This window comes from Clostridium sp. BSD2780061688st1 H5, assembly GCF_005845155.1.
GTDB lineage: Bacteria > Bacillota > Clostridia > Lachnospirales > Lachnospiraceae > Claveliimonas > Claveliimonas intestinigallinarum.
In genome coordinates, this window is the sequence record NZ_SPGT01000006.1 from 88928 (window position 1) to 102191 (window position 13264).

The following is a 13264-nucleotide window of genomic DNA, read 5'->3' on the forward strand; positions in this document are numbered from 1 at the left end:
TTTTGAAGTCGGAAGATCTCGACACCTTCTTCCTGTTTTCTTACCTTTCGATATGTTTCAACATATCCTGGACAAAAATGCCGTAGCCCTCCTTCGGGTTGTTCACGAACACGTGGGTCACTGCCCCGATGAGCCGTCCGTTCTGGATAATGGGGCTGCCGCTCATGCCCTGGACGATGCCGCCGGTGAGCTCCAGCAGCTTCTCGTCCGTCACCTCCAGCAAAATCTCTTTGTTCGCTTCCTGGGCGTTCCTGTCAACTTTTGTAATACGAATGCTGTAATCCTCCACCTGGCCGCTGACCGCGCATCGGATGGTAGCCTCCCCCTCCTCTATCTGGCTCTCATCCACAGCCGCCTCCAGGGGCTGCGTATCCGTAAAGAGAGCGTCGATCCTGTCCAGGGTGCCGTATATGCCGTCCTCCGTGTTCTGGGTGATGGTCCCCAGGATATTGTAATTGTTATAGATAATGACGCCCTCCATGCCCCCCGGCGTCCCATCCTTCCCCTTCTTGATGTCCTTGATGCTGGTTGTGTAGAGAAGGCCGTCCGAAGCGCTTAAGAGCTTTCCTGTATCTGTGTCCCGGATCCCGTGCCCGAGAGCTCCGAACTGGCTGTCCGCGTTTAGAAAGGTGACAGTCCCCAGGCCCTGGGCATTGTCCCGCACCCAGATCCCCAGCTTGTACTCATCCCTTCCGCACCGCACAGCTTTCATGCGGATGGCGATCTCCTGGCCATCCCGGCGCACCTTCAGCACGACCTCCTCCTTGTCCAGTGCCGCCACTGCCTCCACGAGCTGGGACTTGTTGTCGATCTCCTCCCCGTCCAGCCCAATGATGTAGTCGCCCTCCTGCACCAGGTTGGCGGCGGGCTCATACTCCTGCCCGTCCTCGCCCTGGATCTTCTCAGTTCCCAGGACCATGGCCCCTTTTGTCTCCAGATAGATGCCCACCGGCATGCCGCCGGGGATCAGTAGCTCCCCGGACGCGTCCGCGCTTGCCTCCCTCTCCAGGCCGGCTCTGTTCTCCTCGATCAGATACCAGCTCCCTCCTACAGAGATGGTGAACACAAGGATCATGATCAAAATTCGTCTGTACCAATATCTTCGCATACTATCGTCTCCATACTGCCGCCCTTCCTGTGAGGGCGTTTTATCGTTAGTATGCGAAGGAGGAAAACTTTTACACTGGTAATAAATGGCTGCCTGTCTTCAATGGCTGTCAGCTGTCTCTCAAAATCTCCTCCGCAATGCGGATCTTCCTGACGCACCGGTCCATGGCTGATTTCTCTATGTACCTGTGGGCGTCCGGCTCGCTCATCTTCCTCTGGTCCACCAGAACCCACTTGGCCCTGTCAATGGTCTGCTGCTCCTGCATCCGCTCCTTCAGCCTGCGCATCTCCTTCTCCAGCTTCTTTATCTTCATCTGGACAGCGCTGAGCATCTTCACGGACGCGTAGAGGCTCTGCCTTGTGGTGGGCCTGGCCAGGGTGACGATGCCGTAGTCCTCCACCTGGGAGGACACCTGCTCGTACATCTCCGCTTTGACCAGCAGGAGAATTCCCGTCTCGTGCTGCTCCGCTATATCGATGGCGGACTGTATGCCGAAGTCGTCCTTCAGCGGCGTGTTGATGATGAGAATATCACAGATATGGCTGACCAGCATACGCTTGGCGTCCCCCATGGTGGACACGTAGGAAATATCCCTGTACTGGGGGCCCGGGAGCACCTCCCTTACAACTGAGACCATCTTGTCTGACGCAGAAGCCACCAGGATGCGGTATGCCTCTTTTTCTGCTGTCATGTTCTTTCCCACTCCTTTATCCTTGTCAATGTATCTGTCAGCGTGTCTTCGGCGGGTTCTTGTAAACGTCCAGATAAGCCTCTGGCAGCACCTTCTTTACCAGGGTGCTTGCAGACGCCGCATCCCAGGCCTCCCCGCGGCTCTCCGGCAGCTTCCTGAGCTGATCCGTCACCTTGTGGTCCGCCGTGTACAGATTGACATTGGCCGGCTTCTGGAGGGGCAGCTTTCTCTCGATGCCGTCCATCCCGGCGTAGATGAGGAGGGCGAAGGCCAGATAGGGATTGGCCGTGGGGTCAGGGGAGCGAAGCTCGATCCGCTTCCTTTTGTTCTTCACCGCCGGGATCCGGATCAGCTGGGAGCGGTTCTCCGGGGACCAGGTCACATACTTGGGAGCCTTCTTCTCACCCAGCCTCCTGTAGGAATCCTCGGATGGATTTAAAAACAGGGTAATGTCCCTTATGTGCTCCAGGATGCCTGTCATAAACTGGCCGTTGCAGTCCGACCCGTCCTCACATCTCACTGACATATTGATATGCATGCCGTTTCCCGCATATTCCTTGATGGGCTTTGGAGAGAAGTCGGCGTAAAGGCCGTTCCCCATGGCCGCTGTGCTCACCACCCACTTGAAGGTGGCCGTGTTGTCCGCCGCTGTGAGGGGATCACTGTACTGGAAGTCAATCTCATTCTGGCCGGGCCCCTCCTCGTGGTGAGATGCCTCCGGCTCAATACCCATATCAATAAGGGTGAAACAGATCTCCCTGCGAATGTTCTCCCCCTTGTCCTCCGGGGCCACATCCATGTATCCGGCCATGTCAAAGGGGATCTTGGTCGGGCTGCCCTGCTCGTCTGTATTAAAGAGGTAGAACTCCACCTCTGTCCCGAAATCGATCTTCAGTCCCTTTTCCCTTGCCTTCTCCACTGCCTTCTTTAATATATAGCGGCTGTCTTTCTCGTAGATCGTCCCGTCCGGATAGCGGATGTCGCAGTACATCCTGGCCACCCGCCCTGTGGACGGACGCCACGGCAGAATAGAAAAGGTGGACGGATCCGGGTGGAGAAAGAGGTCGCTCTTCACCTCACTGTCAAATCCGGCCACAGCCGACGCGTCGAAAGAGATCCCCTCCTTGAAGGCCCTCTCCAGCTGGCCTGACATGATGGAAATATTTTTCTGCACGCCAAAGGCGTCAAAAAAGGCCAGACGGATGAATTTTACATCCTCCTCATCCACAAATGTCATGACCTTTTCATATTGATACATGTCCATATTCTTACCTCCTCTTACATCTTAATATATGATAAAAAGGCGTCTTCTGAAAGAGAAAGCTCTCACAGCCGCGAAAACTTTCCCTGCCTCAGATGAACGCCTTTGCCCACTATTCTTTACAGTAGAAAATATAGCGGATTTCCTTTTCTGTGTCAACTTCTGTCGGGCCGGCCGGGCGGATTGTACGAAAATAAATACAAGAAAACATTTGACAAATCTTTATCACGGCAGTATAGTCATATGCAAAGAACGGCAACGGCGTCGCAGGAATACCCCTTTTTTTGCGCGCCGTTTTTTCTTTTACTTTGTGTACGCGGCAATGGAGTCGCTTTTCCACCCTGAGAAATGGCCATATCGGGATGGAGGAGTTCCACTGCCGCTCTTTTTTATTTATTTTATCCTTGCGGCCTGGGCCGCACACATCAAATCCAAATAAAAATGAAAAGGAGTTTGAGAGTCATGAGTACAGCAGCAGAAAAATTCGGTTCAATGGTTTTCGATGAGTCTGTCATGAAGGAGCGTCTTCCCAAGGAGACATTCCGGCAGCTTCAGCGCACAATGAAAGACGGAAGGAGCCTGGACATAAATATTGCCAACGTCGTTGCCAACGCTATGAAGGACTGGGCCATCGAGAAGGGCGTCACCCACTATACCCACTGGTTCCAGCCCATGACAGGCATGACAGCCGAGAAGCACGACAGCTTCATCAGCCCGGATGTGGACGGAAAAGTCATCATGGAGTTCTCCGGGAAAGAGCTGGTGCAGGGCGAGCCGGACGCCTCCTCTTTCCCGTCAGGAGGACTGAGAGCCACCTTTGAAGCCAGAGGCTACACAGCCTGGGATCCCACAGCCTACGCTTTCATCAAGAACGGCGTTCTGTGCATCCCCACAGCCTTCTGCTCCTACAGCGGCCACGCGCTTGACAAAAAGACACCTCTTCTTCGCAGCATGCAGGCCATCAACCGGCAGGCGCTCCGGGTTGTCCACCTCTTTGGAAACGATGATGTGAAATCCGTAAAGACAACCGTAGGACCTGAGCAGGAGTATTTCCTGGTGGACAAAAAATATTACGAGGAGAGAAAGGACCTGATCTACACAGGCAGAACACTCTTCGGCGCTCCCGCTCCGAAGGGACAGGAGCTGGAGGATCACTACTTCGGCACCATCAAATCCCGTGTCCAGGCCTACATGAAGGAGTTAAATGAGGAGCTCTGGAAGCTGGGCATCCTGGCCAAGACAGAGCACAACGAAGTGGCTCCCGCACAGCATGAGCTGGCTCCTATCTTCACCACCACCAACATTGCCACAGACCACAACCAGCTGATGATGGAGCTGATGCAGCGGATCGCCAAGAAGCACGACCTTGTCTGTCTTCTCCACGAGAAACCGTTTGAGGGCATCAACGGAAGCGGCAAGCACAACAACTGGTCCATCTCCACAGATACCGGCGTTAACCTTCTTGAGCCCGGCGACACGCCATCCGAGAACGCCCAGTTCCTCCTCTTCCTCTGCGCGGTTATCAAAGCAGTGGATGAGTACCAGGATCTGCTCCGCCTCTCAGCCGCCTCTGCTGGCAACGACCACAGACTGGGCGCCAACGAGGCTCCGCCGGCCGTCATCTCCATGTTCCTTGGCGATGAGCTGACCGAGATCCTCAAGGCTATTGAAAATGAAGAGTCCTACGACGGAAAGGAAAAAGAGCTGATGCGCGTCGGCGTGCACGTTCTCCCCAAGTTCCCGAAGGACTCCACAGACCGGAACAGGACATCACCCTTTGCCTTTACCGGAAATAAATTTGAGTTCCGTATGCTGGGCTCCTCCGCTTCCATCTCAGGACCTAACGTGATCCTGAACACAGCGGTCGCGGAAGAACTGAAACAGTTCGCAGACGTCCTGGAGAACGCAGATGATTTTGAGGCTGCTCTCCACGACCTGATCCGGGATACGATCCGGGATCACAAGCGGATCATCTTCAACGGAAACGGCTATGACGACGCATGGCTTGAGGAGGCTGAAAAGAGAGGACTTCTGAACCTGCGCACCACGCCGGACGCATTGCCCTGCTTCCTCCACGAAAAGAACGTGAAGCTCTTCACCTCCCACAAGGTGTTCAGCGAGGAGGAAATGGAGTCCCGCTATGAGATCATGATGGAAAACTATGTGAAGGTACTGCACATCGAAGCCCTGACTATGGCTGAGATGGCTGAGCGGGATATTCTCCCGGCAGTCAGCGGATACGCCCACTCACTCACAGACACTGTACTCGCAAAGCGCTCTCTCGGCGCTGAGATCGACACATCCTATGAATACAGCACAGTCAAGAAGATCTCCTCTCTCACCGCTTCCGCTTACGAGAAGCTGGAGACACTGAAGAGAGTTGTCAGTGAAGCAGACACGATTTCCGATTTCGAGAAGGCGGCCTTCTACTACAGAGATATGGTCATCCCGGCCATGGAAGCTCTCCGAGGCGACGTGGATCTTCTGGAGACCATGACAGACACAGCCGTATGGCCTTTCCCGACTTACGGAAAACTGCTCTTTGGCATCATTTAGACAGAGCGCTTTATAAAAAAATCAAATCCCGGAGGTAACATCTTATGTGTTCAATTATGGGGTACTGTTCACCCAGTGCCGATTACGATTTATTTAAGGAGGGATTTGACCGCACCATCTCGAGAGGACCGGACGACAGCCGGATCGTGGATACCGGCTTCGGTCTTCTCGGTTTTCACAGACTTGCGATTATGGGACTTACAGGAGAAGGGATGCAGCCCTTCTCCCTTTGCGGTCATACCCTTGTATGCAATGGAGAGTTATACGGCTTCAGAAAGCTGAAAAAAGAGCTGGAGGAAAAGGGCTACACCTTTAAGAGCGACAGCGACTGCGAGCTCCTTCTCCCTCTCTATAAAGAATACGGAACAGACATGTTCGGCATGCTGGATGCAGAGTACGCTCTCATCCTCTTCGACGGCGACACAAAATCATACATAGCAGCCAGGGATCCCATCGGCATCCGTCCACTCTACTATGGATATGATAAAAATGGCGCCGCTATTTTCGCAAGTGAGGCAAAAAACCTGGTAGGACTCACTGACAAGATCATGCCCTTCCCGCCTGGATACTACTATAAGGACGGAGAGTTCATCTGCTACAGGGATATCACGGAAGTAAGCTCTGTGTGCATGGACGACACAGAGACGGTCTGCAAAAACATCCATGACAAACTGGTGGAGGGGATCCGCAAGAGACTGGACGCGGACGCTCCTCTTGGCTTTCTCCTCAGCGGCGGCCTGGACTCCTCTCTCGTGTGCGCTGTGTCTGCCCGCATCCTGGACAAACCCATCCGCACCTTCGCCATCGGCATGAGCCAGGACGCCATTGACCTGAAATACGCAAAAGAGGTGGCGGACTATATCGGCAGCGACCACACAGAAGTCATCATCACAAAAGAGGATGTGCTGAACGCCCTCCCCGATGTCATCCGCACCCTGGGAACCTTTGATATCACCACGATCCGCGCCTCCATGGGCATGTATCTTCTCTGCAAAGCGATCCACGAGAATACGGACGTTCGGGTTCTCATGACCGGCGAGATCTCCGATGAGCTGTTCGGATACAAATATACGGATTTCGCTCCCTCACCGGAGGCCTTCCAGAAGGAGTCCGTCAAGAGAGTCCACGAGCTTCACATGTACGATGTGCTCCGGGCAGACCGGTGCATCAGCGTAAACTCCATGGAGGCCCGGGTTCCCTTCGGCGATCTAGATTTTGTCTCCTACGTCATGAGCGTGGACCCGGCAAAGAAGATGAACATCTATGGCAAGGGAAAATATCTTCTCCGCCACGCCTTTGAGGGCGACTATCTTCCCTACGACATCCTGATGCGCGAGAAGGCGGCCTTCTCCGACGCAGTGGGCCACTCCATGGTGGACTATCTGAAGGAATACGCCGAGGGCTGCTATTCCGATGAAGAATTTGAAGAAAAACGGAAACAATATACACATGCAGCTCCCTTCACAAAGGAGTCCCTCCTGTACCGGGAGATCTTCGAGAAATACTATCCCGGACAGTCCGAGATGATCGTGGACTTCTGGATGCCCAACAGGGAGTGGGAGGGCTGTGATGTGGATGATCCTTCCGCAAGAGTACTCTCCAACTACGGAGCAAGCGGCGTGTAATCCCGCAATACGAAAGGAGTTTTCATATGAACCAGGAAAATCAAAATTTATATCAGAGCAGTTTTGAGCACGATGCCTGCGGCATCGGAGCTGTTGTCAGTATCGACGGCATCCAGGAGTACAAAATCCTGGATGACGCCCTTACGATCGTAGAAAAACTGGAACACCGCGCAGGCAAAGACGCTACTGGACAGGTTGGTGACGGAGTGGGAATCCTGACGCAGATTTCCCACTCTTTTTTTTCCAAGGCAGCCGCGCAGATCGGCATTGCCCTGGGAGATGAGAGGGACTACGGCGTGGGCATGTTCTTCTTTCCCCAGGACACGCTGAAGAGGAACTTCTCCCGGAAAATGTTTGAGGTCATCCTGGAGAAGGGCGGCCTTACGCTTCTGGGCTGGAGAAATGTGCCGGTCCACCCGGAGATACTGGGCGACTACGCCAGGGAGCGCATGCCCTACATCATGCAGTGCTTTGTGGAAAGGCCAAAGGACTGCCCAAAGGGCATCGACTTTGACCGCCGTCTCTACATCGCAAGAAGAGAGTTTGAGCAGAGCTGCGAGGACACTTACGTGGCCTCCCTCTCCTCCCGGACCATCGTCTACAAGGGGATGTTCCTTGTAGGACAGCTCCGCCGCTTCTACGACGACCTGCAGGATGAGGACTACCGCACAGCCATCGCCATGGTCCACTCCCGCTTCTCCACCAATACAACGCCCAGCTGGGAGCGGGCCCACCCCAACCGCCTGATCCTCCACAACGGGGAGATCAACACCATCCGGGGCAACGCGGACCGCATGCTGGCCAGGGAGGAGACTATGCACTCCTCTGTTATCTCCGATGACATCGACAAGGTGCTCCCGGTCATCGGCAGCAGTGGATCTGACTCCGCCATGCTGGACAACACGCTGGAGTTCCTCTACATGAACGGCATGGATCTTCCCCTGGCCGTCATGATCACTATACCGGAGCCCTGGAGACACGACCGGTACATGGATGAGCAGAAAAAGGACTTCTACCACTACTACGCCACCATGATGGAGCCCTGGGACGGCCCTGCGGCCATCCTCTTCTCAGACGGGGATATCCTGGGCGCTGTCCTGGACCGGAACGGACTTCGTCCCTCCAGATACTACATCACGGACGACCGGCATCTCATCCTCTCCTCCGAGGTGGGGGTACTGGATATCCCGGCGGAGCATGTGGTGGAGAAATCCAGGCTGCAGCCAGGCAAGATCCTCCTCGTGGACACAAAGAAGAAAAAGCTGATCTCCGACGAGGAGTGCAAGGAGTACTACTCCACCCGCCAGCCCTACGGCGAGTGGCTGGACCTGAACCTGCTCTACTTAAAGGACATCCCGGTTCCCAACAAGAAGGTGCCGGTCCACAATCAGGTGAGGAGGGATCAGCTCTACAAGGTCTTTGGATACACCTACGAGGATGTGAAGGATGTGCTCCTTCCCATGGCAACAAACGGATCTGAGGCCACAGCCTCCATGGGAACCGATATTCCCCTGGCCGTGCTGTCGGAGAAGCATCCGCCTCTCTCCCACTATTTTAAACAGCTCTTTGCCCAGGTAACCAACCCGCCTATCGACTCTCTCCGGGAGGAGATCGTCACAGACACCACGGTGTACATCGGATCGGATGGAAACCTGCTGGAGGAGGAAAGCGGCAACTGTACGGTGCTGGAGGTGAAAAATCCCATCCTCACCGGCGTGGACATGATGAAGATCAAGTCCCTGGACCGGCCGGGATTTAAGAGCGCGGTGGTATCTCTGCTCTACTTCAAGAACACCTCTCTTGAGAAGGCGCTGGATCAGCTCTTTGTGAGCTGCGACAGGGCCTATACAAAGGGGGCCAACATCATCATCCTCTCCGACCGGGGCGTGGATGAGAACCATGTGGCCATCCCCGCTCTCCTGGCTGTCTCCGCCATGGAGCAGCACCTGATCCGGACAAAGAAGAGAACCGCTGTCTCCATCATCCTGGAGAGCGGCGAGCCGAGGGATGTGCACCAGTTTGCCACCATCCTGGGCTACGGCGCCAGGGCTGTCAATCCCTACCTGGCCCACGAGTGCATTGCGGAGCTCATTGACAGGGGAATTCTGGACAAGGACTACCACACAGCCATCCACGACTACAACGAGGCTGTTCTCCACGGTATCGTGAAGATCGCGGCCAAGATGGGCATTTCCACCCTCCAGTCCTACCAGTCCGCCCAGATCTTCGAGGCTGTGGGCATCAGCAAGGAAGTCATAGACAAATACTTTACCAACACTGTCAGCCGGGTGGGCGGCATCAGCATGAAGGACATCAATGACGATGTGATCGCCCGCCACAACAAGGCCTTTGATCCCCTGGATCTGGGTGTGGATACCACGCTGGACAGCACCGGCTTCCACCGGCTTCGGAGCGGCGAGGACAAGGAGGACCACCTCTACAACCCCGCCACCATCATTGCCCTCCAGCAGTCCACACAGAACGGCGATTATAACAGGTTTAAGGAATATACGGCCATGGTGGACGATGAGACCCGTCCCCACACTCTGCGGGGCCTTCTGGCCTTCCAGTTCCCGGAGGACGGGGGCATCCCCATCGACGAGGTGGAGCCCGCCTCTGAGATCGTCAAGCACTTTAAGACAGGGGCCATGTCCTACGGCTCCATCTCCGAGGAGGCCCACGAGTGCATGGCCATTGCCATGAACCGGCTGGGCGGCAAGTCCAACTCAGGCGAGGGCGGCGAGAAGCCGGAGCGCCTTGGGACAGAGAAAAACAGCGCCATCAAGCAGGTGGCCTCCGGGCGCTTTGGCGTCACCAGCGAATATCTGGTGAGCGCAAAAGAGATCCAGATTAAAATGGCCCAGGGCGCAAAGCCCGGAGAAGGCGGACATCTGCCCGGTAAGAAGGTATACCCCTGGATCGCAAAGACCCGCTACTCTACCCCAGGCGTGTCTCTGATCTCCCCTCCGCCGCACCACGATATCTACTCCATCGAGGATCTGGCGCAGCTTATCTATGACCTGAAGAACGCCAATAGAAAGGCCCGGATCGCTGTCAAGCTGGTGTCCGAGGCTGGTGTAGGCACCATCGCCTCCGGCGTGGCCAAGGCGGGAGCCCAGGTTGTGCTCATCTCCGGCTACGACGGAGGTACAGGAGCCGCGCCCCAGAGCTCTATCCACCACGCGGGTCTTCCCTGGGAGCTTGGCCTTGCCGAGACGCATCAGACGCTGATCCAGAACCACTTGAGGAGCCGTGTCGTGATCGAGACAGACGGCAAGCTCATGAGCGGCCGGGATGTGGCCATCGCCGCCCTGCTGGGAGCTGAGGAGTTCGGCTTTGCCACCGCTCCCCTTGTGACCATGGGCTGTATGATGATGCGGGTCTGCAATCTGGACACCTGCCCTGTAGGTGTTGCCACCCAAAATGAGTGCCTGCGCAAACGCTTCAAGGGCAAGCCGGAGTATGTCATGAACTTCATGCTCTTCATTGCCCAGGAGCTGCGGGAGATTATGGCAAAGCTTGGCTTCCGCACTCTCTCTGAGATGGTGGGACACACGGAATGTCTGAAGGTAAGGGAGAACTGTACGATCCCGAGAGCGAAAAAGGTAGACCTCTCAAGGATCCTCTGCTCCTCTCCGGAGGGCAGCGCAGTTCACTTCAACCCGGAAGATGTCTTTGACTTTGAGCTGGAGAAGACCGTGGACGAGGCCATTCTCCTGCCCCGCTTTGAGAAGGCTCTGAAGAGCGGCAGGAAGCACAGCGAGAGCATCCGCGTGAACAGCGTGAACCGCTCTGTCGGAACCATCCTGGGATCCGAGATCACAGCCGCCTTCAAGAACACACTCAAGGACGACACCTTTAAGGTACACTGCACCGGAGGCGGCGGACAGTCCTTCGGCGCCTTTATCCCCAAGGGTCTGACCCTGACGCTGGAGGGAGACGCCAACGACTACTTCGGCAAGGGCCTGTCAGGCGGAAAGCTGATCGTGTATCCGTCCAGACACAGCACTTTTAAGGCCTCTGAAAACATCATCATCGGAAACGTGGCCCTCTACGGCGCCACATCAGGAAAAGCCTATGTCTGCGGCGTGGCCGGCGAGCGCTTCTGCGTCCGCAACTCCGGCGCCACAGCGGTGGCCGAGGGCTGCGGCGACCACGGTCTGGAATACATGACAGGAGGCTGCGCGGTCATCCTTGGAAAAACCGGCAAAAACTTTGCCGCAGGCATGAGCGGCGGCACAGCCTATGTGCTGGATATGGATCATCAGCTCTACAAAAAGCTGAACAAGGATATGGTGACCATGTCTGAGGTGACGGAAAAGCACGACATTGCCGAGCTGAAAAATATACTGAAGGATTACGAGAAGGAGACCTCTTCCGCTCTCGCAAAGGATATCCTGGAGCATTTCGGAGATTATCTGCCCGGATTTAAGAAGATCCTTCCCAACGATTACCAGCGCATGCTCCACGCCATCAGCAAGTACGAAGAGAAGGGTCTCTCCCATGAAGACGCGGCGCTTGAAGCATTTTATGAGATCCAGAAATAGTCCAAAGGAGGAAGACTGACTATGGGAAAACCAACTGGTTTTTTAGAATATAAAAGAGTGGATAATTCGTCCTGTGCTCCGGAGGAGCGCATCAAGAATTTCAATGAATTTCATCCCCCTCTTTCCCCTGAGGAAAGAAGGCTCCAGGGGGCACGCTGCATGAACTGCGGCGTTCCCTTCTGCCAGTCTGCACTGCAGCTGAAGGGCATGGTGACAGGCTGCCCGCTCCACAATCTGATCCCGGAGTGGAACGACGAGGTGTTTCACGGAAACTACTCCCAGGCACTCTCCCGTCTGCGCAAGACGAGCAGCTTTCCGGAATTTACCGGGAGGGTCTGCCCTGCGCTGTGTGAAAAAGCCTGTGTCTGCGGCATGAACGACGATCCGGTGACCATCCGCGACAATGAGCTCTTCATCATAGAGACCGGCTTTGCCGAGGGAAATATGAAGCCCCGGATCCCGGCTGTGCGCACGGAAAAGAAGGTGGCCGTAGTTGGGGCCGGTCCCGCCGGCCTGGCAGCCGCAGACCAGCTCAACCAGAGAGGCCACCATGTGACTGTGTTTGAGAGGGAGGACCGCGTGGGAGGCCTTCTCATGTACGGTATCCCCAACATGAAGCTGGACAAATCCATCGTACAGCGCCGCGTGGATCTGATGACCGCGGAGGGCATCGAGTTTGTGACCGGCGCCAACATCGGCGCTGACATCCCGGCCCAGAAGCTGCTGGAGGAGTATGACGCTGTGATCCTGTGCTGCGGCTCCAAGAGAGCCAGGGACTTAAACGGTGAGGGCCGCCAGGCGGAGGGCATCTACTTTGCCGTGGACTTCCTCACAAGGGCCACAAAGCATCTGCTGGACGGTACCCCCTGGGTATCCGCAAAGGATAAAAAGGTCATCATCGTGGGCGGCGGAGACACCGGAAATGACTGCGTGGGTACCTGTATCCGCCAGGGCTGCGCCTCCGTCACGCAGATTGAGATGATGCCCAAGGCCCCGGATGAGCGCACGCCATCCAACCCCTGGCCGGAGTGGCCCAAGGTCTGCAAGACCGATTACGGACAGGAGGAGGCCATCTTCTGCTTTGGCCACGATCCCCGGATCTATGAGACCACCATCAAGGAATTCCTGACAGACGACAAAAATCAGCTCACCGGAGTAAAGACCGTGAAACTCTCTTTCAAGGACGGAAAAATGACAGAAATAGAGGGCAGTGAGCAGATTTTGGAGGCAGACCTGCTCCTCATCGCGGCAGGCTTTACCGGATGCGAGTCCTACGTGTCAGACGCCTTCCAGCTCGACCTCACGCCCAGAGGCGTGGCTGCCACTGCCCCCTCCTCCTACAAGACCAACACAGAGAAGGTGTTTGCCGCAGGAGATATGCACCGGGGGCAGTCCCTTGTAGTCTGGGCCATCGCGGAGGGCCGCGCGTGTGCCAGGGAAGTGGATGAGTACCTGATGGGGTATACAAATATGTAA

The 13264-nt window shown here is 55.7% G+C and carries 7 protein-coding genes; 4 read left to right on the forward strand and 3 right to left on the reverse strand.

Annotated elements, in window-relative coordinates:
* Nucleotides 1–40 precede the first annotated feature (40 nt).
* The 3 genes from spoIVB to FGQ86_RS05660 form a co-directional block, all read right to left on the reverse strand.
* Complete coding sequence (spoIVB, locus tag FGQ86_RS05650; RefSeq protein ID WP_138303175.1) at nucleotides 41–1108, reverse strand: SpoIVB peptidase; 1068 nt, start codon at nucleotides 1106–1108, stop codon at nucleotides 41–43.
* Nucleotides 1109–1217: 109 nt separating this feature from the next.
* Nucleotides 1218–1799 (reverse strand): ANTAR domain-containing protein, encoded by a 582-nt coding sequence (locus tag FGQ86_RS05655; RefSeq protein ID WP_138303176.1) that lies wholly within the window; start codon nucleotides 1797–1799, stop codon nucleotides 1218–1220.
* 37 nt (nucleotides 1800–1836) lie between these two features.
* Nucleotides 1837–3063 carry a glutamine synthetase family protein gene (locus FGQ86_RS05660; RefSeq protein ID WP_347562481.1) on the reverse strand — a complete coding sequence of 409 codons (1227 nt, stop codon included), beginning with the start codon at nucleotides 3061–3063 and terminating at the stop codon, nucleotides 1837–1839.
* Between the two features lie 459 nt (nucleotides 3064–3522).
* On the opposite strand from FGQ86_RS05660, the gene FGQ86_RS05665 reads away from it, so the two are divergent.
* From FGQ86_RS05665 to FGQ86_RS05680, 4 genes are read left to right on the forward strand one after another with little or no spacing between them, the layout of a single operon-like run.
* The gene (locus FGQ86_RS05665; protein ID WP_138303177.1) at nucleotides 3523–5616 is read left to right on the forward strand and encodes a glutamine synthetase III; all 2094 of its coding nucleotides are present in this window, start codon (nucleotides 3523–3525) and stop codon (nucleotides 5614–5616) included.
* Nucleotides 5617–5660: 44 nt separating this feature from the next.
* Complete coding sequence (gene asnB / locus FGQ86_RS05670) at nucleotides 5661–7241, forward strand: asparagine synthase B (RefSeq protein WP_138303178.1); 1581 nt, start codon at nucleotides 5661–5663, stop codon at nucleotides 7239–7241.
* Nucleotides 7242–7267: 26 nt separating this feature from the next.
* A complete protein-coding gene (gene gltB, locus FGQ86_RS05675) occupies nucleotides 7268–11788 on the forward strand; it encodes a glutamate synthase large subunit (protein ID WP_138303179.1) in 4521 nt (1506 codons plus the stop codon).
* A 21-nt stretch (nucleotides 11789–11809) separates the two neighbouring features.
* A complete protein-coding gene (locus FGQ86_RS05680) occupies nucleotides 11810–13264 on the forward strand; it encodes a glutamate synthase subunit beta (RefSeq protein ID WP_138303180.1) in 1455 nt (484 codons plus the stop codon).